The sequence below is a fragment of the Mesorhizobium sp. M0001 genome (assembly GCF_040324255.1).
In the GTDB taxonomy this organism is placed as follows: domain Bacteria; phylum Pseudomonadota; class Alphaproteobacteria; order Rhizobiales; family Rhizobiaceae; genus Mesorhizobium.
The window spans coordinates 353715-380195 of the sequence record NZ_JAMYVS010000003.1; the positions used below are offsets into that span (position 1 = coordinate 353715).

The 26481-nt window shown below is 63.2% G+C and carries 21 protein-coding genes; 10 read left to right on the plus strand and 11 right to left on the minus strand.

The features are described 5' to 3' along the window. From NKK50_RS11645 to NKK50_RS11660, 4 genes are read left to right on the plus strand one after another with little or no spacing between them, the layout of a single operon-like run. Positions 1-1182 (plus strand): acyltransferase family protein, encoded by a 1182-nt coding sequence (locus NKK50_RS11645; RefSeq protein ID WP_023669499.1) that lies wholly within the window; start codon positions 1-3, stop codon positions 1180-1182. Next, positions 1179-2291 (plus strand): glycosyltransferase family 2 protein, encoded by a 1113-nt coding sequence (locus NKK50_RS11650; protein WP_352543455.1) that lies wholly within the window; start codon positions 1179-1181, stop codon positions 2289-2291. The genes NKK50_RS11645 and NKK50_RS11650 overlap by 4 nt, the downstream gene beginning before the upstream one ends. Beyond that, complete coding sequence (locus NKK50_RS11655) at positions 2288-3334, plus strand: glycosyltransferase family 2 protein (protein WP_023712595.1); 1047 nt, start codon at positions 2288-2290, stop codon at positions 3332-3334. Before NKK50_RS11650 ends, NKK50_RS11655 begins: the two co-directional genes overlap by 4 nt. Beyond that, positions 3334-5130: an ABC transporter ATP-binding protein gene (locus NKK50_RS11660; protein WP_352543456.1), complete on the plus strand. Its 1797-nt coding sequence runs from the start codon at positions 3334-3336 to the stop codon at positions 5128-5130. The genes NKK50_RS11655 and NKK50_RS11660 overlap by 1 nt, the downstream gene beginning before the upstream one ends. A gap of 123 nt (positions 5131-5253) precedes the next feature. On the opposite strand, the gene NKK50_RS11665 is transcribed toward NKK50_RS11660, so the two are convergent. From NKK50_RS11665 to NKK50_RS11685, 5 genes are read right to left on the minus strand one after another with little or no spacing between them, the layout of a single operon-like run. Continuing rightward, the gene (locus tag NKK50_RS11665; RefSeq protein ID WP_023682050.1) at positions 5254-6084 is read right to left on the minus strand and encodes a dipeptide ABC transporter ATP-binding protein; all 831 of its coding nucleotides are present in this window, start codon (positions 6082-6084) and stop codon (positions 5254-5256) included. Further along, a complete protein-coding gene (locus NKK50_RS11670) occupies positions 6084-6929 on the minus strand; it encodes an ABC transporter ATP-binding protein (protein WP_023692618.1) in 846 nt (281 codons plus the stop codon). Before NKK50_RS11670 ends, NKK50_RS11665 begins: the two co-directional genes overlap by 1 nt. Then, on the minus strand, positions 6929-7813 hold the full coding sequence (locus NKK50_RS11675; protein ID WP_050485757.1) for an ABC transporter permease subunit: 885 nt from the start codon (positions 7811-7813) through the stop codon (positions 6929-6931). The genes NKK50_RS11670 and NKK50_RS11675 overlap by 1 nt, the downstream gene beginning before the upstream one ends. A gap of 26 nt (positions 7814-7839) precedes the next feature. Further along, entirely contained in the window at positions 7840-8847 is a 1008-nt protein-coding gene (locus tag NKK50_RS11680; RefSeq protein ID WP_023692619.1) for an ABC transporter permease subunit, read from the minus strand. A 47-nt stretch (positions 8848-8894) separates the two neighbouring features. Further along, positions 8895-10493 carry an ABC transporter substrate-binding protein gene (locus NKK50_RS11685; RefSeq protein ID WP_023669491.1) on the minus strand — a complete coding sequence of 533 codons (1599 nt, stop codon included), beginning with the start codon at positions 10491-10493 and terminating at the stop codon, positions 8895-8897. A gap of 475 nt (positions 10494-10968) precedes the next feature. On the opposite strand from NKK50_RS11685, the gene NKK50_RS11690 reads away from it, so the two are divergent. From NKK50_RS11690 to NKK50_RS11700, 3 genes are all read left to right on the plus strand, one after another. Continuing rightward, complete coding sequence (locus tag NKK50_RS11690; protein ID WP_023696765.1) at positions 10969-12957, plus strand: long-chain fatty acid--CoA ligase; 1989 nt, start codon at positions 10969-10971, stop codon at positions 12955-12957. A gap of 28 nt (positions 12958-12985) precedes the next feature. Then, positions 12986-13693 carry a class I SAM-dependent methyltransferase gene (locus tag NKK50_RS11695; RefSeq protein ID WP_032894559.1) on the plus strand — a complete coding sequence of 236 codons (708 nt, stop codon included), beginning with the start codon at positions 12986-12988 and terminating at the stop codon, positions 13691-13693. A gap of 262 nt (positions 13694-13955) precedes the next feature. After that, entirely contained in the window at positions 13956-14261 is a 306-nt protein-coding gene (locus tag NKK50_RS11700; RefSeq protein WP_023669488.1) for a hypothetical protein, read from the plus strand. A 136-nt stretch (positions 14262-14397) separates the two neighbouring features. Here the strand turns inward: NKK50_RS11700 and NKK50_RS11705 are convergent, their stop codons facing one another. Together NKK50_RS11705 and pgi are read right to left on the minus strand one after the other, a co-directional pair. Further along, on the minus strand, positions 14398-15129 hold the full coding sequence (locus NKK50_RS11705) for an HAD family hydrolase (RefSeq protein ID WP_023816160.1): 732 nt from the start codon (positions 15127-15129) through the stop codon (positions 14398-14400). Then, on the minus strand, positions 15126-16769 hold the full coding sequence (gene pgi / locus NKK50_RS11710) for a glucose-6-phosphate isomerase (RefSeq protein ID WP_502896554.1): 1644 nt from the start codon (positions 16767-16769) through the stop codon (positions 15126-15128). The genes NKK50_RS11705 and pgi overlap by 4 nt, the downstream gene beginning before the upstream one ends. A gap of 427 nt (positions 16770-17196) precedes the next feature. Between pgi and pdxR the strand changes: the two genes are divergently transcribed. After that, positions 17197-18690 (plus strand): MocR-like pyridoxine biosynthesis transcription factor PdxR, encoded by a 1494-nt coding sequence (gene pdxR / locus NKK50_RS11715; RefSeq protein WP_023669484.1) that lies wholly within the window; start codon positions 17197-17199, stop codon positions 18688-18690. A 207-nt stretch (positions 18691-18897) separates the two neighbouring features. After that, positions 18898-20517 carry a trimethylamine methyltransferase family protein gene (locus tag NKK50_RS11720; RefSeq protein ID WP_352543457.1) on the plus strand — a complete coding sequence of 540 codons (1620 nt, stop codon included), beginning with the start codon at positions 18898-18900 and terminating at the stop codon, positions 20515-20517. A 17-nt stretch (positions 20518-20534) separates the two neighbouring features. Here NKK50_RS11720 and NKK50_RS11725 read toward each other — a convergent pair whose 3' ends face one another. The 3 genes from NKK50_RS11725 to NKK50_RS11735 all read right to left on the minus strand — a co-directional run bounded on the left by NKK50_RS11725 (position 20535) and on the right by NKK50_RS11735 (position 24627). Beyond that, positions 20535-20933, minus strand: a complete 399-nt coding sequence (locus NKK50_RS11725) for a hypothetical protein (protein WP_023826842.1) — start codon at positions 20931-20933, stop codon at positions 20535-20537. A gap of 74 nt (positions 20934-21007) precedes the next feature. Beyond that, complete coding sequence (locus NKK50_RS11730; RefSeq protein WP_023682062.1) at positions 21008-22489, minus strand: flavin monoamine oxidase family protein; 1482 nt, start codon at positions 22487-22489, stop codon at positions 21008-21010. A gap of 332 nt (positions 22490-22821) precedes the next feature. Continuing rightward, positions 22822-24627 (minus strand): IlvD/Edd family dehydratase, encoded by a 1806-nt coding sequence (locus NKK50_RS11735; RefSeq protein ID WP_027049317.1) that lies wholly within the window; start codon positions 24625-24627, stop codon positions 22822-22824. A gap of 143 nt (positions 24628-24770) precedes the next feature. Here NKK50_RS11735 and NKK50_RS11740 point away from each other — a divergent pair, with 143 nt between their 5' ends. After that, positions 24771-25229 (plus strand): SRPBCC family protein, encoded by a 459-nt coding sequence (locus NKK50_RS11740; RefSeq protein WP_023712599.1) that lies wholly within the window; start codon positions 24771-24773, stop codon positions 25227-25229. Between the two features lie 17 nt (positions 25230-25246). Here NKK50_RS11740 and NKK50_RS11745 read toward each other — a convergent pair whose 3' ends face one another. Beyond that, positions 25247-26437 carry an Mrp/NBP35 family ATP-binding protein gene (locus NKK50_RS11745; protein WP_023703517.1) on the minus strand — a complete coding sequence of 397 codons (1191 nt, stop codon included), beginning with the start codon at positions 26435-26437 and terminating at the stop codon, positions 25247-25249. Positions 26438-26481: the final 44 nt, after the last annotated feature.

Here is a 26481-nt window from a genome sequence, read left to right on the forward strand (position 1 = left end):
ATGGCGGTCGCGCGTGACAATCAGTTGGACGCTCTGCGCGCCATCGCTGTCACGATGGTTCTCTATTCCCATTTCCTTGCACCCAACGGGTCCTCCTTTTGGGGCCACATCGGGGTGCGGCTTTTTTTTGTGCTGAGCGGCTTCCTGATCACACGACTGCTGCTCGAAGCGCGCGCCGCGGCCGAATTCAAAGCCGGCCCTGCATTGAGTTCCTTCTACATCAGGCGCGCGCTGCGCATATTCCCGCCCTATTTCGCCGTGCTTGGGTTCGTCTGGCTGACAGATCTGGAGCAGTCCAGTGGATCGCTCGTCTGGCATGCGCTTTACCTGTCGAATTTTTGGTACGCGCTGCGCAACGAATGGACGCCTTGGCTACTCTGCCATTTCTGGAGCCTGAGCATCGAGGAGCAGTTCTATATCGCCTGGCCGCTGGTCGTGCTTCTCGCACCCCGCCGGCGGGTGGAAGCGATCACTATCGGCGTCATCCTGTTGTCGCTGGCCTATCGCTTCTACTGGCCGATCACCGCCACCCCGGCGCTAGCGCGCGACCTGCTGCCGCCAGCATCGATGGACGCGCTGGCGTTTGGTGCTTTGCTTGCCTGCCGGCGGACCAGAGGCGCCGGCCTGCCGCAATGGATGCGGCTAGGCTGGCCAGCCCTTGCGGCTGTCTTCCTGGCGATTGAGTGGCTTATCCCTGCGCCGGCCGATCCTATGCTGGAATGGGCCCGCTGGGCGTTGCTGCAGATCCTGCCCCTAGTGCCGCTGGTGGCCGTTGTCGCCGCCTGTTCAGCCGGCCTTGGCGGCGTCCTCGGCAGGGTTTTCGAACTGCCACCGCTGCTGTCACTGGGCCGCATCAGCTACGGCGTCTATCTTTACCATCCGATCCTTCTGTCGCTCGCCGTCAAGTCACAGCCCTGGATCCCGCTCAATGTCTCGGAGCAGGGGCCAGGGCGTTTCCTGGTCGCGAGCGCCGCCACGATCGCCGTCGCTTCGATCTCGTGGACGGCTTTCGAAAAGCCGCTCAACGGCCTCAAGCGCCGCTTCCCCTATGTAGCGCGCCGCCGCTCCCAGGCACGCTCTGGCGATGCCGGCTGGCTCGGCAGGGCGGCGGACGCCTATCCCGGCGGATCCCCCGATGGCCGCGCCGCACTCGAACTCCGGCGAACGGATGCGCAGAGATGACCACCGCGCCGCTCGTCTCCGTCCTGCTGCCGGTCTACAATGCCGGGCCTTATCTCACCGCTGCGCTGGAGAGCATTCTGCGGCAAGACTACGATCGCCTGGAGGTCATCGCTATCGATGACGGATCGACTGACAACTCGCTCGAGATTCTCGAACGATACCGCCGGGCAGACAATCGCGTTTCTGTCATCTCGCGTGAGAACCGCGGCCTCGTCGCCACCCTCAATGAAGGGCTACGACTGGCCCAGGGCGAGCTTGTTGCGCGAATGGATGCGGACGATGTCGCCTATCCCCGGCGCCTCTCGCGCCAGGTCGCACTGTTCGAGCGGCGGCCCGATCTCGGCTTCTGCGGCGCCTGCGTCGATACCTTGCTTCACGGCCGTATCGCCAAAGGCAGGCTAGACCCGGTGTTCCGGCTCGGCCGGCTCGACATATTGTCGATGTTCTTTACGATATTCTTACATCCGACGGTGATCTACAACAGGAATGTCATTGGGAACAACGATCTCTATTACGATCCCAAATATAGACATGCCGAGGATTTTGATCTCTTCAGACGGCTTGCCGGCCGTTTCCCGGCGACCATATTGCCCGATAGCCTGCTCGTCTATCGCATCCATGCGGGAAGCGTGACCATGCGGCATGCCAAGGAAATGCGCAGGACGCATTTGCGGATCGTGGCCGAAAATCTCGAGCGTGAGGGGCTTGCGGAAACCACAGCGGATCTGCGCGACATCGGCGAGGCCGTCTCTTTCGACACGGTTTCGCGCGCAGCCGATTTCATCCGTGCGCTCGAAGAGCGGATTTCCGAGCTGCCGACCGACACACGGCCAAGCTTCGAGGCAGGCGCGCTGAACCTGTTCTATTTCCTCTACCAACTCGTCGGCGACGAAGGAGAACCGCCGCTGACCCACGAATTGCTCACGCGGACGGCGAGATGGAATTTCATCCGGCGCCGCGAACAATATGCGCTGCGTCCCGGCGTCCGGGCGCCTTGGCTCAGCCTGCTCTCGATAAGGGCCGGAAAGCGGGCGGACGCGGTGGCGTACTTCTTCAAAACCACGCCGGCCGAAGCGGTGCTTGCGCGTTATCAGCGGGGACTGGTATGACCGACAGGCCCCACCCGCTCCTGCGCGATCACCAGTTTGCGAGTGCACCTGTCCCGACATCTCCCCGATCGGAGCGGCCGTCGCTCGAGGTCAGTTTCATCGTCTGCACGCGCGACCGCGCCGCTGTGCTGGAGGCTTGCATAGCCTCGATCCAGACCGCATGCCGGGTGCACGCCACCTTCGCGGCAGAGTTGGTGGTGGTCGATAATGGTTCACGGGACGGCACGTCAAAGCGGCTGGCCGCTATCGCCGAAACTTCCGACATCCCAGTCACAGCCGTCTCGGAGACTCGCCCCGGACTAGCCGCTGCCCGCAATGCCGGATTGGCGCGAGCGCGAGGCCGCGTGCTGGTCTTCGTCGACGACGACTGCAAGCTCGACCGCGACTATCTCCGCGACCTGGAGCGGCACTACCGGAGTGGCGAGAAGTGGCTGATCCGCGGCGGCCGGGTCGAGCTCGGTGATGCCCGGGACCTGCCCTTCACCATAAAGCTCCGCGAGGCAAGCGAGCGGCTGACCCCGGCGGTCCACCCCGGCGGCTTCGTGCTCGGCTGCAACATGACCATGCACCGCGACGTCGCGGCCCGCATCGGCTCGTTCGACGAACGCTTCGGCGCTGGCGGCCCGCTACGCTCGGCTGAAGATACTGATTATCTCGTGCGGGCGATGCTGCTCGGCATGCCGGTCGAGTATGTGCCCGACATGACGGTCTTGCATCATCACGGCCGGCGAGACCGCAAATCGATCGACAGGCTGCACCGCGACTATAGCCTCGGTAATGGTGCGCTGTGCCTGAAACATGTCCGCCACGCCCCTTGGCTGCTTCGCCATGTCTATTGGTCCGCGCGGGCCGCGTTCAGGGAACTGGCGGGCCGTCCTCGCTTTGACCGCGACCTCGATCTGTCGCACTGGCCTATTGTTGTTATGAATCTGGCAGGTGCCGCCAGATTTGCGCTGCTCGTCATGATGGGATGGCCAAAACGGCTGCCGCTGCGCCACGACCGAGAAGCCAGCGAAGCCAATGCGGAGGCCAGAGCGCGATAATGTCACTGATTCCGTCAGCCCTGCCAATGCTGCGCCGCGCGCTTGGTGGCAGGCTGTTGCGGCTCGTTCCCGTCGTGGTGGGGCTCGGGCTTGCGGGCGCCGCGCTGGAAGGCCTCGGCATCGGTCTCATCATTCCGCTGCTCGGCATCATTATGGGACGTGGCGAAACATCAGGCATGGCCGGTTTCTCCGCCCTCCTCCAGCAGGTTGGAGCGGACCTCGGCGAGCGCCAGCGGCTGATCGCCATTTCGGCCGCGATCCTCGGTTCGATCGTACTGAAAAATGTCTTTGCCTTCGCCAACACTCTGCTGACCAGCTACATCTACGGCAAGGCAGGTTATTCGATCCGTAGCGCACTGTCGGAGCAGTTGCTCAGGGTCGGCTACCCCTTTTTCCTGCAGCAAAGCCCCGGGCGGCTGCTCAACATCATCTCCAACGAATCCTGGCGAGCATCCGACGCTATCCAGGCCCTGCTCGGCGCGATCGTCAGTGCCTCGGCCGCCGTCATCCTGCTCGCCTTCCTCCTGCTCCTCTCTTGGCAGATGACGCTGCTGGTGACTCTAGGGCTGGCGCTTGTCCAGCTGGCGCACGGGGTTTTGTCGTCCAATCTGAAGGCGCCGAGCCGCAGCGTCGTCTCGCGCAACAGCGCACTGGCGTCGCAGATGCTGCATCTGGTGCATGCCGGGCGCCTGATTCGCATCTTCGGGCAGGAGAACCGCGAAAAGGCGGTCTTCGCCAAAGCGTCCGACGGGGTGCGGCGGGCGGCTTTCGTGCTTTCAATCCGCCAGGGCGTCTTGCCGCCACTGACCGAGGTATTGCACGCGATGCTGTTCCTGGCGGTGGTGATCGGAGCCTGGCTGGCGAATGTAAGCTTCCCGCTGACCGTCGCCTTCCTCATCCTGCTCTACCGACTGCAGCCGCATATGCGGGCCTTGCAGATGTCCTGGAGTCAGTTGCAAGGCATGAGCGGCTCGCTGGAGGAGGTACAATGGCTGCTCGATCCTTCCGACAAGCCCGAGGCGCCGCAGGGCAGCCTGCCGTTCGACGGCTTGCGCCAAGGGATCAGCTTCGATGATGTGAGCTTCGCCTATTCCGGTCCCCTGTCAGGCCCCGACGCGCGCGAGGCGGTGCTGCATAAGGCGGTGTTCGATATCCGCAGCGGCCGCTCGACGGCGCTGATCGGCCGCTCGGGCGCCGGCAAGACGACGATCGTCAATCTCCTGTGCCGCTTCGTCAAACCCGACAGCGGCAGGATCCTCGTCGATGGGGCACCGCTCGATGAAGTCGACCCAAGCCAGTGGCGGCGGAACATTGCCCTGGCCAGTCAGGAGCTGGAACTGGTCGATGGCACCATTTTTGAAAACATTATCTACGGCTACGACACGGCCTCGTCCAGCGACGCCATGCGCGCCGCAAGGCTGGCCGAGGCACATCAATTCATCGAGCACCTGCCGCAGGGTTACGCGACGCTGGTCGGATACCGGGGCATCAACCTGTCAGCCGGACAAAGGCAAAGGATCGCCCTGGCGCGGGCGCTGGTGCGCGATCCCGATATTCTCATCCTCGACGAAGCCACCAGTGCGGTGGATGGGTTGTCAGAAGCCGCTATTGTCGAGACGCTGAAGTCGCGGGCCGGCCGCCGCACCACCATTGTCATCAGTCATCATTACAGCACCATATCGTTCTGCGACGACGTGGTGATCTTGAGCCGCGGTCGGGTGAAAAAACAGGCCCCCTTCGCAACCCTGGCAATGCTCAGCATGGACGAGCTTTACCAGCACGGAGCGGGTGAGTGATGGGGCGCACCCCAACCTGCGACGCGGCTTACGCCCGGCAGCTCGCAGATCGCGATCAATCCTGCCGGCAAACCACCGCCGCGACGCATTTCCGATTGTTCAAAAACAATTCTCGGTGAGAGGTCAGGCGGCCTTCTTCTTCGCCAGCCGCGCCTTGATCGAGGCGACGTCGGCGCGCGGCGTCGCGGCGAACAGCGTCCTGGTGTAGTTGTGCTTGGGGTCGGCGAAGACCTCCTCGCGCGAGCCGTATTCGACGGCTTCGCCGAAATACATCACCATCACATCGTCGGCGATGTAGCGCACGACCGACAGATCGTGGCTGATGAAGACATAGGTCAGCTGGAATTCGTCCTGCAGGTCGGCGAGCAGGTTGAGCACCTGCGCCTGCACCGAAAGATCGAGCGCGGAGACCGGTTCGTCAAGCACCAGCAGGCTCGGGTTCAGCATCAGCGCGCGGGCAATGGCGATGCGCTGGCGCTGGCCGCCCGAGAACATGTGAGGATAGCGATTGTAGTGCTCGGTTCCGAGGCCGACTTTCTTCAGCATCCTCATGGCGAGGTCGCGCCGTTCTTCGGCCGGCTTGTCGGTGTTGATGAGCAGCGGCTCGCCCAGCACATCTCCGATCTTTTGGCGCGGATTGAGCGATCCGTAAGGGTTCTGGAAGACGATCTGCACCTTGCGGCGCATCTCCCTGGTCAGGCCGTTCCTTGCGATGTCGACCTTGTTGCCGTCGATGAACAGTTCGCCCGACGTTGCCGGATCGATCAGCGTGATGATGCGCGCCAGCGTTGACTTGCCGCAGCCCGATTCACCGACGATGGCCAGCGTCTTGCCCTTGTCGACGCTGAACGAGACGCCCTTGACCGCATGCACGGTGCGCGCGCCGCGAAACAGGCCGCCGCCGACGTGATAGTCGCGCACGATGTCCTTGCCTTCGACGACCTTGATGCTCATCAGACGCCCCCGGCAGCCGGTTCGAACAGCATGTCCGAGACGGTCGGTAGCCGGTCGCCGACGGCATTTTCCGGCAGCGCCGACAAAAGCGCGCGGGTGTAATTGCTCTTCGGCGATTCAAACAGCGACAGCACGTCGGCCTCTTCCATCTTGCGGCCCTTGTACTGGACGATGACGCGGTCGGCGGTCTCGGCGACGACGCCCATATTATGGGTGATCATGATCAGGCCCATGCCGTATTTGACCTGCAGCGAGACCAGCAGGTCGAGGATCTGCTTCTGGATGGTAACGTCGAGCGCGGTGGTCGGCTCGTCGGCGATCAGAAGCTTGGGATTGCAGGCGATGGCGATGGCGATCATCACCCGCTGGCACTGGCCGCCCGACATCTGGTGCGGGAACGAGTTCAGCCGTTCGGCCGGCTCGGCAATGCCGACCTGCGTCAGCAATTCGATGGCGCGCTCGCGACGCTGGGCCTTGTCCATGCCCATATGGAAGCGCAGCACTTCCTCGATCTGGAAGCCGACGGTGAAGCACGGATTGAGACTGGCCATCGGCTCCTGGAAGATCATCGACATGTCCTTGCCGACGATCTTGCGACGGTCGGCCGGGCTCATCTTCAGAAGATCGCGACCGTTGAAGCTCATCTGGTCGGCAGTGACCGTCGCCGTCCACGGCAACAGCCCCATCACAGCCAGCATCGACACCGACTTGCCGGAGCCGGATTCGCCGACGATGGCCAGCACTTCACGTTCGTTCACATGGAGCGAGACGCCATCGACCGCGCGGAACGGGCCGGATGCGGTCTGGAACTCGACGACGAGATTGCGGATGTCGAGCAGCGCCATTACGACCTCCTCAGCTTCGGATCGAGCGCATCGCGCAGACCGTCGCCGATCAGGTTGATGGCAAGCACGGTGATGAGGATGGCCAGACCGGGGAAGGTCACCACCCACCAGGCGCGCAGGATGAATTCACGCGCCGAGGCGAGCATGGTTCCCCATTCCGGTGTCGGCGGCTGGGCGCCAAGGCCGAGAAAGCCGAGAGCGGCCGCCTCCAGGATGGCGTTGGAGAAGGACAGCGTGCCCTGCACGATCAGCGGCGCCAGGCAGTTGGGCAGGATGGTGCGCAGCATAAGCCTTATATGGCCGGCGCCGGCGACCTTGGCGGCGACCACATATTCGCGGCTCTTTTCGGCCATGACGGCAGCGCGCACCAGACGGGCAAAGTGGGGTTGCAGGACAAGCGCGATGGCCAGCATGGCGTTGAACAGGCCGGGGCCGAGGATGGTGACCAGAACCAGCGCCAAGAGCAGCGACGGGAAGGACAGGATCAGATCCATGACCCGCATGATCGCCACGTCGACCCAGCCCCGGAAATAGCCAGCCAAAAGGCCGAGCGTGATGCCGCCGACAAGCGCCAGCGTGACCACGACGGCGCCGATGAGCAGCGAGAAACGCGCGCCATAGAGCAGGCGCGAGAGCATGTCGCGGCCGACCGCGTCGGTGCCAAGCAGATATTCCATGCTGCCGCCTGCCTGCCAGGCCGGCGGACGCAAGAAAGCGGTCTTGTCCTGGATGTCGGGCGCATAGGGCGCGAGCAGCGGTGCAAAGAGCGCGGCCAGCACCAAAAGGATGAAGACGAACAGGCCGATGACGGCGCCGCGGTTTACCGAGAAATAGTGCCAGAAAGTCCTGAAGCCGGTCAGTCGGTCAGGGTTGCCGGCGGCCATCGGGGCGATTTCGGTCGACTGGCTCATCACGCCGCCCTGATGCGCGGGTTGATGACGGCATAAAGCACGTCGACGATCAGGTTCACCGCCATGACGATAAGGGCGATCAGCAGCAAGCCTGACTGCACGACGACATAGTCGCGCTTGGATATGGATTCGACCATCCACTTGCCGATGCCCGGCCAGGCGAAGATGGTTTCTGTGAGAATGGCGCCGGCGAGCAGGGTACTGACCTGCAGGCCGATGGTGGTGACCACCGGGATCAGCGCATTGCGCAGCGCATGCACGCCGATGACGCGGGACGACGACAGGCCCTTGGCGCGGGCGGTCCGCACATAGTCTTCGCCCAGCACTTCGAGCATGGCCGAGCGCGTCTGGCGCGCGATCACCGCCAGCGGGATGGTGCCGAGCACAATTGTCGGCAGCACCAGGTGGCTCAATGCCGAGCGGAAAGCATCCCATTTGCCGTAGAGCAGGCTGTCGAGGGTCAGGAAGCCGGTGATCGGCTTGATAAAGAACTGAAGGCCGATGCGTCCTGAAACCGGGGTCCAGCCGAGATAGCCGGAGAAAAAGATGATCAGCAGCAGACCCCACCAGAAAATCGGCATGGAATAGCCGACAAGGGCGGTGCCCATCAGCCCCTGGTCGAACCAGGAGCCGCGTTTGACCGCAGCAATGATGCCGGCCGGGATGGCCAGCACCATGGCGAAGATCATGGCGAAGACTGAGAGCTCGACGGTTGCCGGGAAGAGCGTCATGAAATCTTCGATGACCGGCCGCTTGGACGAAATCGACACGCCGAAATTGCCGGTCGCGGCATCGCGGACATAATGCGCGTATTGCTGCCAGATCGGCAAATTGTAGCCGAACTGTTCCTTCAGTTCCGCGTAACGCTCGGGCGACACGCCATGCTCGCCGGCCATGGCAAGAATGGGATCGCCGGGCAGCAGCCTGACGAAAGCGAAGGCGCAGATGGTGATGCCGATCAGCGTCGGCAGCACCAAGACGATTTTGTTTAGGAGATATCGGAGCATCTTGAAAAGCGGGCGGCGCCTGATTGCGCGCCGCCCGCCTAACAGTTCTATTCGGCCTTGTCGACGCCGTCGAAGCGATGAATGCCGAGCGGGTCCATCATGAAGCCGCTGACATTCTTGCGCACGACTGCGTAGACCTGGCTGTGTGCCATGAGGAAGGCCGGAGCCTGCTTCTGGAAGACAACCTGCGCCTCTTCATAGAGCTTGGTGCGTTCGGCCTGGTCGCTGGTCTTCTTGGCCTTCTGGATCAGATCCTCGAAGTCCTTGTCGCACCAGCTGGAGTAGTTCGACACGCCGATGGCCGAGCAGGCGAACAGCGTGGCGAAGAAATTGTCCGGATCGCCATTGTCACCGGTCCAGCCGATCTGGAAGGCGCCCGGGCGCTCCTTCTTCTTGCCTTCTTCGCGGTACTTCGTCCACTCGTAGCTGACGATCTCCGCCTTGACGCCGACCTTGGCCCAGTCAGCCTGGATCAGTTCCGCGGCGCGCTGGAAGTTCGGGTTGTAGGGACGGACGCGGTCGGAGGCCCAAAGCTGGATCTCCTTCAATCCGGCATCGGCCAGCACCTTCTTGGCTGCTTCCGGATCATAGGCGTCGGACTTCACGTCCTTGTTCCACGACCACATGGTCGGCGGGATCAGGTTTACGGCCGGCGTGGCGCCGGCGTCCTGGAACAGCGACTTGATGAGCGATTCCCGATCGATCGCCTGGTTGAGCGCATGGCGCACTTCAGGCTTGTCGAGCGGCGGGATGGTGGTGTTGTAGCTCATATAGCCGATGTTGAGGCCAGCCTGATCCATCAGGGTCACGTCGGCGTTGGCCTTGATCGTGCCGATGTCGGCAGGATTCGGATAGGGCGCGATATCGCATTCGCCGGCGAGCACCTTCTGGATGCGGGCGGTGGCATCAGGCGTGATCGCGAAGACGAGATCGTCGATCTTTTCCTTGCCCTTGAAGTAGTCCGGGTTGGCCGCATAGCGGATGACCGAATCCAGCTGGTAGTCGACGAACTGGAACGGACCTGTACCGACCGGCTTGGTCGAGAAGTCGGCCATCTTGCCGTCTTTTTCCAGCTGGTCGGCATATTCCTTCGACACGATCGAGGCGAAGTCCATGCCGAGATTGGCCAGCATCGGCGCGTTCGGCTCGGTCAGCGTCAGCTTCACGGTCAGGTCATCGACCTTTTCCCACTTGGCGACGTATTTCGGCATGTCCATGCCGGTGTAGTAGTCCCAGGTCAGGTTCGGCAGGTACTTCTCGCCGTTCCAGGGGTTTTCCTTGTTGAACTGGCGATCGAACGAAAAGACGACGTCGTCGGCATTGAAATCACGCGTCGGCTTGAAGAAATCTGTCGTCTGGAACTTCACGCCCGGATGCAGGTGGAAAGTATAGACCAGGCCGTCGTCCGAAATCTCCCATTTGTCGGCGAGACCGGGCACAACTTCGGTGCCGCCATGCTTGAACTCGACCAGGCGCGAATAGACGGTGCGCGACGAGGCGTCGAAGTCGTTGCCGCCCGTCGTGGTACCCGGGTCGAAGTTGGCCGGCGAGGCCTCCGAGCAATAGACCAGCGTCTTGGCATTGGCCACACCGCCGAGGACGCTTGCAGCCAGCAACGCGGCTGCAAAAGTCAGTTTCTTTTTCATTGAGCACTCCCTGATGTTCTTCCAAGCCCCTCTATAGGCTCGCGAAGCGCGCATATAAGCACCGTTTTTCCGGCTTTGGAACACCCTGTTTGCCTACCCCACCGTAAGCAGAAAATATTTCTCGGTCTTTGACGAACTGCAGAAACAAATAGCAAAATCTGCTAATCACGGGATTGTTAACGACCGCATTTTTTCATTGATCGCAGCAATCGTAAGCCAAAAATCCACAAGCCTGGGTTTCGCCACCGACACGACAGGACGGCATTGCCGAGCCGGCGTCGCGGGAAGGATTTCGACGGCAAATCTTTGCCGTCCTGCCGCTGGGGCAAGACTTGCACGGCCGCCGATAGTCGCAATAGATAGATGACACGCTGGATTTTCCGGGATCCGCGACATCGCTGCAGCGGAGGACGCCTCACCACATCGAGGCGGCGCAGCATGGAGCAGGCAACAGAACGACTTAGGGAGGCTAGAGGTGGCGAAAGCAACAAAGTCAACGGCCCCGGCGAAAGCAAAAGCGGCGAAAGCTTCAAAACCGGCCGCCGCTGCCGCCAAGTCGAAAGCGCCACCGGCCAAAGCCACTCCCGCCGTCAAGCCAACGGCAACCTCGACGCCGGCGAAGGCAAGCGCCAAGCCGGCAGCGAAACCTGCGGTCAACCGCGCTGCGAAGACAGCACCCGCTGCAAAGCCCGCCCAGCCGCCAGCCGCCAAGACAGCCGCGGCGAAGCCCGCCTCGAAGCCGTCGACGGGCGTGGCCAAAAAACTGCCGAATACGCTGACGGCGCTTGCCGCGGGCTTGCCGGAAAAGCCATGGCTAAAAAGCTATTCGAAAGTCGTGCCGGCGGAGATCGGCGCCCTGCCCTACAGTTCGATCGGCGACTTCCTCGTCGGCGCCTGCAAGCAGTTTTCCGGCCAGCCGGCATACGTCTGCATGGGCAAGTCGATCTCCTATGCCGAACTCGAGCGGCAATCGGCCGCCTTCGGCGCCTATTTGCAATCGAAGGGCCTGCAGAAGGGCGAACGCGTGGCGCTGATGATGCCGAATGTGCTGCAATATCCGGTGGCGATGATGGCCGTGCTTCGCGCCGGCTATGTCGTGGTGAACATCAATCCGCTCTACACGCCACGCGAGCTCGAACATCAGCTCAAGGATTCCGGCGCGCAGGCGATCGTCATTCTGGAGAATTTCGCCAGCACCCTGGACGCGGTGATTGCCAGGACGGCGGTCAAGCATGTGGTGGTCGCGGCGATGGGCGACATGCTCGGCCTCAAGGGCACGATCGTCAACCTCGTCGTGCGCCGGGTGAAGAAGATGGTGCCGGCCTGGTCGCTGCCCGGCCATGTCAAGTTCAATGCGGCGGTGAAGGCCGGCGCCGGCATCGCCTTCAAGCCGGCCAAGATGGAAGCCAGCGACGTCGCCTTCCTGCAATATACAGGCGGCACCACGGGGATTTCCAAAGGTGCTGTGCTGCTGCACTCCAATGTGCTGTCCAATGTCGCGCAGAACACGCTGTGGCTGCAGGACGCCTATGCGATCAAGCCGAAACCGGCGCATCTCAACTTCATTTGCGCACTGCCGCTCTACCATATCTTCGCGCTGACGGTGAACGCGCTGATGGGCATGCAGCAGGGCGCCCAGAACGTGCTCGTTCCCAACCCGCGCGACATTCCCGGCTTCGTCAAGGAGCTGCAGAAATACCCGATGCACATTTTCCCCGGCCTCAACACGCTGTTCAACGCGCTGCTCAACAACGAGGATTTCCGCAAGCTCGACTTCAAGCCGCTGATCATGACGCTGGGTGGTGGCATGGCGGTGCAGAAGGGGGTTGCCGAGCGCTGGAAGGCGCTGACCGGCAATTCGATCACCGAGGGCTACGGGCTGTCGGAGACCTCGCCGGTGGCGACCGCCAACAAGTTCAGCGACAGCAATTTCACCGGCACGATCGGCCTGCCGCTGCCGTCGACCGAGATCGTCATCCGCGACGATGACGGCAACAACCTGCCGCTCGGCGAGGTCGGCGAGATCTGCATTCGCGGGCCGCAGGTCATGGCCGGTTACTGGAACCGGCCGGACGAGACCGCCAAGGTGATGACCAAGGACGGGTTTTTCAAATCCGGCGACATGGGCTTCATGGACGAGCGCGGCTACACCAAGATCGTCGACCGCAAGAAGGACATGATCCTGGTCTCCGGCTTCAACGTCTATCCCAACGAACTCGAGGAAGTCGTCGCCCAGCATCCGGGCGTGCTCGAAGTGGCGGCGGTCGGCGTGCCGGACGAGCATTCGGGCGAGGTGCCGAAGCTGTTCGTGGTCAAGAAGGACCCGGCGCTGACCGTCGAGGCACTGACCGCCTATTGCCGCGAGAACCTGACCGGCTACAAGCGACCCAAATACATCGAGTTCAGGACCGAGCTGCCGAAGACGCCGGTGGGCAAGATTTTGCGCCGGGCGCTGCGGGAATAGTTTGAACGGCGAGCCTGGCGACGGCGGGATGGCGGACGATAGTCGGCGTCCCGATGCAGTAGTGTTCATCAAGGCGAACCTGCGGCTTGCGCCCGTTCCCGCCCTTCGTGAAATCCAGCTCTATACGGCTCATCCCGGCAGCGGCCTGAGGCGGCTTGTCGAGTGGCGAGCTCATGGACCGGAAGACGGCAGCCAAACCAAGGAGCACGAAGCTGAGCCGCAGCCGCCCTACTGGGCCTATGCCTGGGCCGGCGGCGCCGTGCTTGCGCGCTATATACTCGACCATCCGCAAAGCGTGGCCGGCCGCCGCGTGCTCGACCTCGGCGCCGGCTCGGGCCTTGTCGGCATCGCCGCCGCCAAGGCCGGCGCCAGCGCGGTGATCGCGGCCGAGATCGACCGCAACGGCGTCGCCGCGATCGGCATCAATGCCGCGGCCAACGGCGTCGAGATCACCATTGTCGACAAGGACATCACCACAGGCCCGCCGCCGGCCGTCGACCTCGTGCTTGCCGGCGACGTGTTCTACGGCCGCGAGGTTGCTCTGCGGGTGATCCCGTTCCTCGACCGCTGCCTGGCAGCCGGCATCGAGGTGCTGGTCGGCGATCCCCGCCGCGCCGACCTGCCGCTAGCCCGGCTGCGGTTGCTGGCCGAATATCAGGTGCTGGATTTCGGCGACGTGAGGGGTGCTGTGACCAGGCCGAGCGGGGTGTTTTCGTTCGAGCAGGAAGACTGCTAGCTAGCGCCAGGATCAAAAACAGATCAGTCGAAATGAGTGAGTTCGCCCCCATCTCTGCCGTTCATGGCCGGAGGCCGCACGCCGCCGCTGATAACTCGGATTCCGACTGCGATCTTTACGGTTTCGCGAGGTGGTTCCTGTACCAGTGTGCGCTGTGTCGATCCCGACGCCCTCGCCGCCGTCTTCGGCCCGGGCTATGTCATGAACCGGAGCCCGGCCTTGGCAATTGCTTTCGGGGCCATACTATAGAGGGGGCAGTCGGATGACCAAGAGAGCGAAGATCATCTCCTACGCCGTGGTTCTGGTGGTTCTCGCCTTCTCCAGCTGGCGGCTCATATTGCTTGTCACAACCGGCCGATGGAAAGGCAGGTTCACTAGCTGGAGGACATGCGAGGCCTTTTGGTGCTATTCGACTGGCATTTTGCTCTGGGCGGGCTCGGTCGCGTTCTGTCTCTTTGTGCTCTACCTGCTGCGCCACCATGAGAAATACGTTGCGAAGCTCTATCACCAATACCGTGAATTCAAAGAAACCTTCGACAAGCATTCGGAGCGCGGACGCCGCCGCTAGGGGAACCGGGAAAGCGTTGAGCTACTGAAGACTGCTTCTTCTTTAACCAATCCGAAATCGGCCGTTCCGCTTTCCACCAATCTCGGCCATTGGCGGGAAAGCCCAGCTGACTTTCGCCTTGCCCTAACTTCCCCCGTCAGATCGCCTCCTTGACCCGCGCCGACAGAAAGTCCGGCAGGTCGGCAACAGAATCGAGAACGACATCGGCGATCGAGGACAGCGATTCACGCGTGCCGGTGCCGGAGAGCACGCCGACCGCCTGGCCGCAGCCGCCGGCACGCGCCATCTCCAGGTCGTGGCGGTTGTCGCCGACCATGGCGATCTCTGACGGCCTCAGCCCGGTCAGGTCGCAAAAGGCGACGATCGTGTCCGGCGCCGGTTTCGGATTGGCGACCGCGTCATAGCCATAGGCGGCGGTGAACAGCTGGGCGACGCCGAGCGTGACCATGGTCTTTTCGGCACCGGCGGTCGAATCGTTGGTGGCGACGCCGAGCCGGTAGGCACGCTTGTGCAGAGCCGTCAGCGCCGCGACGACGCCGGGCAAGGCCACCGCCATCGACGAGCCTTGCACCGAGGTGATCTCGTTGAAGCGGGCGACGGCCAGCATCTGGTCCTCGTCGGACAGGCGCGGGAACCACAGTTCGACGACATCCATATTGGTGCCCGAGGCGAAGATGGAATCCGGCTTGAAGCGCTTGGCGACAAAATCGAAGCCCGCCGCTGAAAGCAGCCTGTCGGCTTTCCAGCGATCGCCCTCGGCGGCATCCATGGCCATGAAATCGGCGATGCCGAGCCAGGTCGCGTTGAAATCGACAAGCGTGCCGTCCTTGTCGAACAAGATGCCCTTGATGTCGGCCGGATTTTTCATTGAGCCCCCCGCAGTTGCTGGATGCGCGCCACCAGCCCGGCGGTCGATGCGTCGCGCTTGTCGGCGCTCTCCTTGCCTTCCACGACTGGCAACAGGCCGGTCGCCAGCTCCTTGCCGAGCTCGACGCCCCATTGGTCGAAGGAATTGATGTTGAACAGAGTGCCTTCGACGAAGACGCGGTGCTCGTAAAGCGCGATCAGCCGGCCGAAGGTGCGCGGGTCGAGCTTGCGGTAGAGGATCGTCACCGATGGGCGGTTGCCGGAGAAGACGCGGTGCGGGGCTATTCTGTCGACATCGGCCGGCTTCATGCCCTTGGCCAGCATCTGCGCGCGCGCCTCGTCCAGCGTGCGGCCCTTCATCAACGCTTCCGATTGGGCCAGGCAATTGGCAAGCAGTAGATCGTGCTGGTGCTTGAGATCAGGCTCATGGCCGACGGCAGCGGCAAGGAACTCGACCGGGATGAAATCGGTGCCCTGGTGCAGCAGCTGGAAGAAGGCGTGCTGGCCATTGGTGCCGGGCTCGCCCCAGACCAGCGGTCCGGTCGGCGTCGTCACCGGCGTGCCGTCGAGGGTGACGCCCTTGCCGTTCGATTCCATGTCGAGCTGCTGTAGATAGGCCGGCAACCTGGACAGTCGCTGGTCATAGGGGATGACGGCACGCGCCGGATAACCGCAGATCACGCGATGCCACCAGCCGACCAGCCCAAGCAGCGCAGGCAGGTTCTTCTGCAGGGGTGCGGTGCGGAAGTGCTCGTCCATCTCATGCGCGCCGCCCAGGAAGGCGCGGAAATTGCGCGGGCCGATGGCGATCATCACCGGCAGGCCGATGGCGCCCCACAGCGAATAGCGGCCGCCGACCCAGTCCCAGAAGCCGAACACGCGATCCGCTTCGATGCCGAACTTGGAAACCAGGTCGAGCGCGGTCGAGACGGCGGCGAAATGCTTGCCGACAGCTTCCTTGCCGAGCGCCTTCTGCACCCATTTGCGCGCCGTCTCGGCATTGATCATCGTCTCGACCGTGGTGAAGGTCTTCGAGGCGATGATGAACAGGGTGGTTTCGGCCGACAGGCCCTTCAGCGTGTCGTGGATATGGGCGCCGTCGATGTTGGAGACGTAGTGCGCGCGCGGGCCGTCGTGATAGGGCGCCAGCGCCAGCGTCGCCATGGCCGGGCCGAGATCGGAGCCGCCAATGCCGATGTTGACGATGTCGGTGATTTTCTTGCCGGTGGCGCCGGCGGCCTTGCCGGAGCGAATGGCATCGGCGAAAGCGCCCATGGCGTCGAGCACGGACAGCACATCCGCCTTGACGTCCTGGCCGTCGACGGTGACGCCCTTGCCCGAGAGGTTGCGCAGCGCCGTGTGCAGCACGGCGCGGTCCTCGGTGATGTTGATCTTCATGCCGGAAAACATTGCGGCACGGCGCCCTTCGAGATCGGCGGCGGCGGCGAGCTTCTCGAGCAGTTCCATCGTGCCCTGGTCGACCGCGCATTTCGACCAATCGAGAAAAAGGTCTCCATCGCTGGCCGAAAATGTCTCGAAGCGCTTGGGGTCCGCGGCAAAAGCCTCGCGCATCGTGCCCGATGCAGCCGAGCGCGCAGCACGCAAGGCGACAAGCTGTTTGTCGAAGGAGGAATGATCCACTGCCGGCTCCTGATCGTTTTTCACGACATCTTATCAGACCGGATGTTTCCGGCGCGTGTCGTCGGGGTGATGTTATCGAGCCGAATTCCGCATGTTTCAATGCGTGGGGATGACGCAGTGCAGCATAATGCGATGTGATGGAGCTACGACGCTGCGCGTCGCGCTGGAGGATGTGATGGGAGTAGCGACGACGCTGCGCGTCGCGCTGGGGATAGTGAGGCGCGACGACGCTTCGCATCGCGCGGGCGTCCGCGCTGCGGGATGACGCAAGCGTCACCCGGGGATGCGACGACGCTGCGCGTCGCGCATAGATCACTGGCATAAATCCCAGCGATCAGAAAAATTGATTGGCGCAACCCCTTGTGCCACGGTTACCTTCCGCTGGTCCAGCCAAGCAAAAAAGACTGGCCATCGAGGAACACCTTCCATGCCACAGCGTAACGACACGGCCATATGGTCCGGCCTGTTCCGGATTTCGGCGGAATCGGGCCAGACCCTGCAGGCGCAGATCCGTCAGGCGATCGTCGCCGCCATTCTCGACCGGCAGATCGCCGCTTCGATGCCGCTTCCGTCCTGCCGCATCCTGGCTGAAAAACTCGGCGTCGCGCGCGGCACTGTGGTGCTGGCGTTCCAGCAATTGGTCGACCAAGGTTTCCTGGTGGCGCGCGAACGGCGCGGCCATTTCGTCAATCCGGATGTGCTGGCCACCCCCGCCAAGCCGCACCAGAAGGCGCCGGACCAGCAAAACGAGATCGACTGGAAGGCACGCCGGCAGATCGCTGCCAGCGACATGCCGCCGCCGGCCAAGCACGACAACTGGATCAAGTCGTCCTACCCCTTCGTCTACGGCCAGTTCGACCCGGCATTGTTCCCGACCGCCGAATGGCGTGAGTGCAACCGCATGGCGCTGGCCGTGCTTGAGATCCGCAACTGGGCCTCGGACATGGTCGACCGCGACGATCCGCTCTTGATCGAGCAGATCCAGGCGCGGCTGTTGCCGCGGCGCGGCATCTTCGCCAATCCGGACGAGATCATCGTCACGCTCGGCGCCCAGAACGCGCTCTATATGCTGGCGACACTGCTGATGACAAAGGGCTCCAAGGTCGCGATGGAAGACCCGGGATACCCCGACGCGCGCTCGATCTTCCGCCTGGCAGGCGCCGAAATCCAGCCGGTTCCGGTCGATCAGTCCGGCATCGTCACCTCGTCCATCCCCAACGATTCCGGCTTTGTCTTCGTCACCCCCAGCCACCATTGCCCGACCATGGTGCCGCTGTCGGCAGAGCGGCGGCAGGACCTTCTGGCGCGCGCCAACCGCCACAACCAGATCATCATCGAGGACGGCTATGACAGCCAGCTTCTCGACGAGGCGCCGCAGCAGGCGCTGAAGAGCCTCGATCGCTCGGGTCGCGTCGTCTATGTCGGCTCGATGTCGAAGACGCTGGCTCCGGGCCTGCGGCTTGGCTACATCGTCGCTTCGGCTGGACTAATCTCCGAGCTCAGGGCGCTGCGCCGCTTCATGCTCAGGCACCCGCCGGCCAACAACCAGCGCGCGGTCGCGCTGTTCCTGTCGCTCGGCCATCACGAGGCCCTGGTGCGGCGGCTGTCGTCGGCCTTCGATGAGCGGCGCAAGCGTCTGGTCCATGCGATTTCCGCATTCCTGCCGGAATGGCGCTCGACCGATTCGGCCGGCGGCACATCGCTCTGGCTGGAAGGCCCGCGCGGCACCGATTCACGTGGACTGGCCGAGGCCGCGGCGTCGCGCAGCGTCATCATCGAGCCGGGCGACCGCTTCTTCGATCGCACCGAAAAGCCCTCGCGTTTCATGCGCTTGGGCATTTCCTCGATCGCGCTGCAGCACATCGAGCCGGGTATTCGCGAGCTCGCGACTGCGGCCGGACGCAGGCCCGCGGCAGCCTGATTTGCCTGTGCCGGAGCTTTGAACAGCCCCGGCCCTTGGCATGATCACCAACATTCTGCATTAGCTCTCTGGCATACTCGGCTGCGTTGACTGGCCCATAGGCTGGGCCAATGGCAACGGCATAGTCGGCTGACAGAGGGACGAAGCAAGCCGACGGTGGACCAATCACCGCGCCGTGTTTCGCAAGCTAAAGGTGGAGTGCCCCCCATGTCAGTGGCTGTTGAGCAGCAGGATGCGGCTCTTAAGGATGCGGCTCCTAAAGATACATCAGCCGACCAGCGTTCGCGACGATCCGGCGGGCGCGAAGCGCGCCGCGCCATGCGCGCCGCACCGCTTGCCGACGATATCCGGCCGGTGCGCGCCGGCCTCGAAGGCGGCAGCTACGGGCCGCTCAACCAGAACGACCAGGAGCGCATCCATGAAGCGGTGCTGACGCTGCTGGAGACCGTCGGCTTCGCCAATGCCATTCCCTCCTGCATCGAGGCGCTGACCGGGGTCGGCGCCGTCTATGGCGATGACGGCCGCGTCCGCTTCCCACGCGGGCTTGTGATGGACACGATCAGACGAGCCGCGCGGAATTTTACGCTGCACGGCCAGGACCCCAGGCATGACATGCTGATCCAGGGCAAGCGCGTGCATTACGGCACGGCGGGTGCGGCGGTGCATCTGGTCGATGTCGAAAAGCGCGAATACCGCGAGTCGCTGGTGCAGGACATTTACGACGCCGCCCGCCTCGTCGAAGGGCTCGACAACATCCATTTCTTCCAGCGGCCCATGGTGCCGCGCGACATTCCCGATCCGCTCGAAATGGACTTCAACACGCTCTATGCCTGCGTGATGGGGACGTCGAAGCATGTCGGCACCTCGTTCACGGTGCGCGAGAACGTGCAGCCGGCGCTGGAAATGCTTTATGCGATCGCCGGCGGCGAGGAGAATTTCCGCGCCCGGCCGTTCGTGTCGAACTCCAATTGCTTCGTCGTGCCGCCGATGAAGTTTGCCGAGGACGCCTGCGGCGTGCTCGAAGCCTGTGTCGACGGCGGCATCCCGATCCTGCTTTTATCGGCCGGCCAGGCCGGCGCCACCGCTCCCGCGGCGATTGCCGGCGCTGTGGTGCAAGCGGTGGCCGAAGTGCTTGTCGGCCTCATCTACGTCAACGCCATCAAGCCCGGGCATCCGGCGATCTTCGGCACCTGGCCGTTCGTCTCCGACCTCAGGACCGGCGCCATGTCGGGCGGCTCGGCCGAGCAGGCAGTGTTGACTTCGGCCTGTGCGCAGATGGCGCAGTTCTACGATCTGCCGGGCGGTTCGGCCGCCGGCATGACGGATTCGAAACTGCCCGACATCCAGTCCGGCTATGAAAAGGGCATCACCGACGTGATGGCCGGCCTTGCCGGCCTCAATCTGGTCTATGAATCGGCCGGTATGCATGCCTCGCTGCTCGGCTTTTGCCTGGAGAGCCTGATCATAGACAATGACATGCTGGGCCACTGCCTGCGCTGCGTGCGGGGCATCGAAGTGACCGACGAAGCGCTGTCGATCGACACCATCACCGGAGTCTGCATGAATGGCCCGGGCCACTATCTCGGCAACGAGCAGACGCTGCGCCTGATGCAGACCGAGTATTTTTATCCGGCCGTCGGCGACCGCTTTTCGCCCAAGGAATGGAACGAGAAGGGCCGGCCCGACATCTTGCAGCGGGCGATCATCGAAAAGAAGCGCGTGCTTGCCGAGCGCTTCCCGCGCCATGTGCCGAAGCTGCTCGACGACAAATTGCGCGCCCGCTTCGGCGAGATGATCAAGCTGCCACGCAGCGGCATGGGCGGGTAAGCTTCACCTTACGTAGGTCAGTCCGCACTTAACCCAAAGCGCTCGACCACTTCGGCGCTAATCAGCTTGCCATGCAGCGCCATCAACACGATCTGGGCATCCAGGCTGTCGCCGGTTTCAAGCGCAGCCTCGATGCGGCGCTCAGCGTCCAGCCGCCGCTCCGGCCCATTGGCCTGCTCGAAGGTTTGTGGGCCCGCGATGCAATAGCCAAACAGCTGCGCCACGGACCGGTAGGCGTCGGGCGGCGGCTCGTCCGGCCAATGATCCTTCATCAAATTGACGATGGTGAGCTTTACCCCCTCAGGGACAAGCGCCGGATGCAGATCGGCGCCGCGCAGCGCGGTGTCGAGTTCCCGCAAATCGCCGGAGCGACCGAACATGCCGAGGAAACCGATTGAAGAGCGCCGTTTAGTCACGTTGATACTTTCCGTCCGATAGCCGACCACTCATATGGGAATGTAGGATCGTTTTTCATCGCCCTTGCGGAGTCTCAGGCAAGCCAGGCGTCGAGCCCGAATTCCCGCTGCAACAGGTCTTCCGCACTTTCCAGCGCGCCCTCGATCCAGCCGTGATTGTTGGACCACGCTTCGCCACAGACATGAATGCCCGGAGCAAGCGTATGGCTCGCCAGTTTTATACCGGAGATATCTATGCCACGGTCCCAGACATGCGACGCGCCGCCATAGGCCGGCGCACCCCAATCCTGCGCAAACCCGCCGATGGGTTTCGAGATGGCGCCGTGTTTGCCATGGACTTCGACCATCTGGCCGTGAAAGGCCTCCAGCGCGGAATGTCCCTCGGCCAAAACCGCAAAACCGTGGCGCCGAGCGAGCTCAGGCAGCAGTGAGCGCCAGAATACCATGTGCCTGCCATCGCAATAGGCCATGGCGACGCTCCGCCGAATCGTCGCGTCGCGCGCGTCCGCTTTTGTGAACTGCCATATCTGGCGAGCCGGCAGATCGGTCACGCTGTGGCCGGCCGCGATGCCGTTTCGAGCCCACCATGGGCTGGCATAGCAGGCGGCCAGCGTGAGCATCGGCCAGGGTTCCGGTGCCGGCAGATCGCTGGGCTGCTCGATGCCGGACTTTTCCAGCAGGGTCCGCAGGGGGCGGACCGGTAACGCCAGCACGACCTTGCGCGCCTCGACCGTCCCGCCCTGCCCCTCGACAGACAAGACCATCCCTTGCGCCGAGCGGGCGATGGCGGTCACGGTGTGATCGAGATGGACGGCGCCGCCGCTGACAGCGATCCGCCCGGCCATTCGCTCCGCAACCGGCTGGAACCCACCATCGGGGGAACAATAGGAGCGGCCGCCGCTCAGCTCGCCGAGCGCAAGCCTGAACGTCTCGGCGGCGTTGGGTCCGCGCAGGAGCAACGAATAGCCCACCGCGTCCTCGGCAAAAGCCATTTCCTCCGGGGTCAAGACCGTCGCCAGCACATCCCAAGTCGCCCAATCCGCCAGCTTGCGGCCGCGATAAACGAAGCCTGCGGCGCCGTTCCATTCGGCGCTGCCGAAGGCCTCCGAACCCGGCAGGATCAGTGCTGCCGCCTTTCGCAGCAGGCGGGACGGGCCTTTTTCCTGCAGCCGACGCGTCACGTCATAGGCAAACAGGCGGCGCGGCGCAAAGCGCGATATAGCGGCGTAGGGCAGGCTCCTACCGCGCAGATGGAGCCGGTTGGCGCCGGTGACGACGTCCATACCCGACAGCTTTACATCCAGCGTCGCCATGAGTTTTTTGAGCAGCCGATGTTGTGGCATCAGCATCATCGCGCCGAGATCGATGCCGAAGTTCGGCTCTCCGGGAAATGAGACCGTGGAGGCCCGACCGCCGACGCGACCGGCGGATTCGAAAACTGCGATCCTTGCGGGCTTTTCACTTTGGGACAAGCGCCACGCCAGGAAGAGACCGGCCATGCCCGCGCCGACAATAGCAATGTCGACCGGGGCAATGTCGATCGGGCTAGGCGGCAAGGATACGCCCGTGGCGGAAAACCATCATCATGGACGACGCTCTGGACCCCTCTTGATTTCGTGTCAAAAAACCCGAAACTGACGAGGACTGCAATGTCATACTGACAGGTGGGATCAGTTGGCGTGCGAGCAGTGATCTAAAACGGGCAACGGGTCCTATGAAGAAACAGTATCACACACCAGTCATCCGCAAGGCAGGACGACTCTCCGGCATCACAGCCATCGCCGCTTCGTCCGGCCCGCCTCCACCCTGAGGCCGCCATCCAAACAAGCTTACGCCAAGGCTTTCATGCCGGCCCGATCAGGCCGGCATTTTCATATCAAGCGGGTGCTCAGTGGTTGTCCCTCGGCACGCCGCTGGTGTGCGCGACGTCCTGGTATTTCACCGCCGGCTTCAGCACCATGCCCTCCGAGAACTGGTCGACCATGGAGCGCTGGATCTCCTGCCATGGCGTCTGATGCTTGGGATAATGATAGCCGCCATCGACCTGCAGTTCGGCACGGCGGCGCGTGATTTCCTCGTCGGTGACGAGGATGTTGGCAGTGCCTTTCCGTAAATCGATGCGCACACGGTCGCCGGTCTTGAGCAGCGCCAGGCCGCCGCCAATGGCGGCTTCCGGCGAGGCGTTGAGGATAGAGGGCGAGCCCGATGTGCCCGACTGGCGGCCATCGCCGATGCAGGCCAGCGCGTGAATGCCCTTCTTGATGAGATAAGCGGGCGGCTGCATGTTGACCACCTCGGCGCCGCCGGGATAGCCGATCGGGCCGGCGCCGCGCATGAACAGGATGGTGTGCTCGTCGATGCCTTGCGCCGGATCGTCGATGCGGGCGTGGTAGTCCTCCGGCCCGTCAAAGACCATGGCGTTGCCTTCGAAGGCTTCCGGGTCGTTCGGGTTGGAGAGATAGCGTTCGCGGAATTCCGGCGAGATGCCGCTCATCTTCATGATGGCGGAATCGAACAGATTGCCGCTGAGATTGATGAAGCCGGCATTGGCCTTCAGCGGCTCGGCAACAGTGCGGATGACATCGGTATTCTCGTTGGCGACCCCCTTGCAATTGTCGCCGATCGATTTCCCGTTGACGGTCATGGCTTCGGGATAGGGCAGCAGCTTGGCCTTCATCAGTTCGGCAACCACAGCCGGCACACCGCCGGCATGATGATAGTCCTCGCCGAGATATTCGCCCGATGGCTGCAGATTGACGATGAGCGGCACATGGAGGCCGACCGTCTGCCAGTCGTCATTGGTGAGCGGCACGCCGAGATGGCGGGCAATCGCGTTGAGGTGGATCGGCGCATTGGTCGAGCCGCCAATCGCCGAATTGACGACAATGGCGTTCTCGAAGGCCTTGCGCGTCATGATGTCGGACGGCTTCAGATCCTCATGCACCATCTCGACGATGCGCTTGCCCGTCTCATAGGAGATCTGGCCGCGCTCGCGATAGGGCGCCGGGATGGCAGCCGAGCCCGGCAATTGCATGCCGAGCGCCTCGGCCAGCGAGTTCATCGTGGTGGCGGTGCCCATGGTGTTGCAATAGCCGGTCGACGGCGCCGATGAGGCGACGATGTCCATGAACTCGTCATAGTCGATCTCGCCGGCGGAGAGCCGCTGGCGCGATTCCCAGACGATGGTGCCGGATCCCGTGCGCTTGCCTTTGTGCCAGCCATTGAGCATCGGTCCGACCGAAAGTGCTATGGCCGGAATATTGACGGTGGCCGCCGCCATCAGCAGCGCCGGCGTGGTTTTGTCGCAGCCGATGGTCAGCACGACGCCGTCGAGCGGATAGCCGTAAAGCACTTCGACCAGGCCGAGATAGGCAAGGTTGCGGTCGAGTGCCGCGGTCGGGCGTTTGCCGGTCTCCTGGATCGGATGGCACGGGAATTCGAAGGGGATGCCGCCCATCGAGACGATGCCTTCGCGCACGCGCTTGGCGAGTTCGATATGGTGGCGGTTGCACGGCGACAGATCCGAGCCGGTCTGGGCGATGCCGATCAGCGGCTTGCCCGACATCAACTCGGCCCGCGTCAGGCCGTAGTTCAGGTAGCGCTCGAGGTAGAGCGCGGTCATGCCTGGATTGTCGGGATTGTCGAACCACTCCTGCGAGCGAAATTTCTTCTTTCCGGTGGGGGCGCCTGCCATCATGGTCTCCGTATTTGTAAGACAAATCGATATGGCAACGCGCGGAAGCAGGCAAGAGGGCGCACCGTCGCAACCGGACTTTGGTGCGATAGACACAGACCAGACCGTGCGTTAGGCCTTCGAAGTCTGTCCGGGAGGTGTCGATGGCTTTGGTGATCGAAGGCGAGGAACGCATTGCCGCCCCCCTGCAGAAAGTGTGGGACGCGCTGAACGATCCGAAGGTTTTGCAGGCGACCATTCCCGGCTGCCAGCACCTGGAGATGAAATCGCCGACCGAAATGGCGGCGACGGTGGTGTTGAAGATCGGACCGATCAAGGCGACATTCAACGGCGAGGTGACATTGAAGAACCTGAAGCCGCCGCACTCCTACACCATCCAGGGCGAGGGCAAGGGCGGTATTGCCGGCTTCGCCAAGGGTGGCGCCGACGTGACGCTGACGGCGGACGGGCCGGATGCGACGGTCCTCAAATACTTTGCCAAAGCCGAAGTCGGCGGCAAGATCGCCCAACTCGGCAGCCGGCTCATCGAATCGACTTCGAAGAAGCTGGCCTTGCAGTTCTTTTCAAGCTTTGGCGAGAAGGTGGGTTCCCCTCCCCCTTGAGGGGAGGGATATCCGAGCTACTCGAACACGATGTTCGGCACCGCCGCTTCGGCCGCGCCGCGTTCTTCGTTGACCCGGTCCCAGACCTTCGAAGCAATGCCGCGATAGATCTTCGCCTCGGCGCTGTCTGGCTTCGACGCCACCACCGGAGCACCTTCATCAGAACTTTCGCGAATGCCCATTTCCAACGGCACTTCGCCGAGGAAAGTCACGCCGAGGCGCTCGGCCTCGCGCCGCGCCCCGCCATGGCCAAAGATGTCGTAGCGCTTGCCGGTATCGGGGGCGATGAAATAGCTCATGTTCTCGACGATGCCGAGCAGCGGCACGTCGACCTTCTTGAACATATTCAATCCTTTGCGGGCGTCGATCAGCGCCAGGTCCTGCGGCGTCGAGACGATGACGGCGCCGGCCAGCGGCACCTGCTGGGCCATGGTCAGCTGGGCGTCGCCGGTGCCGGGCGGCATGTCGACGACGAGCACGTCGAGGCGGCCCCATTCGACCTCGCGCAGCATCTGCGTCAGCGCCGACATCACCATCGGACCGCGCCAGATCATCGGCGTCTCCTCGTCGACGAGGAAGCCCATCGACATCACCTTAAGGCCGTAATTCTCCATCGGTTTCAGGATCTTGCCGTCGACGGTCTGCGGCCGGCCATGGATGTTGAGCAGCCTGGGCATGGACGGGCCATAAATATCGGCATCGAGCACGCCGACACGCAAACCGTTGGCGGCGAGGCCAAGCGCGATGTTGACAGCGGTGGTCGACTTGCCGACGCCCCCCTTGCCGGACGCCACCGCGATGATCGCCTCGATTCCGGGCACGCCGCGCTTGCCCGAGCTTTGCGAGGCCGAGGCGTGCGGGGCTGGAGTGTGTGGAGCTGGGCGCGGCCCGCCTGGCGCAGCCGGCGGTGCGGGCCTGGGCGCGGGACGCGACGCAACCGGAGCCTCCATGCCGCCGCCCTTCTTCTCCGCCGTCAGCGCGACGACGGCGCCGGCGACACCAGGGATCGCCTTGACGACACGCTCGGCTGCGGCGCGCAGCGGCTCCATCTCCTGTGCGCGGGCGGCGGGAACGGTGATCGAGAAAAACACTTTCGAATCGGCGATGAAAATCTCCGAAACCATGCCGAGGTCGACGATGTTGCCGGTGAAGTCCGGCCCGTTGACCGTCTTCAGACGCTCGGTGACGATTTCCTTGGTGACGGACATGCATTATTCCCTAAGGCGTTTGGCTGCGGCTCAGATAGTGCAGA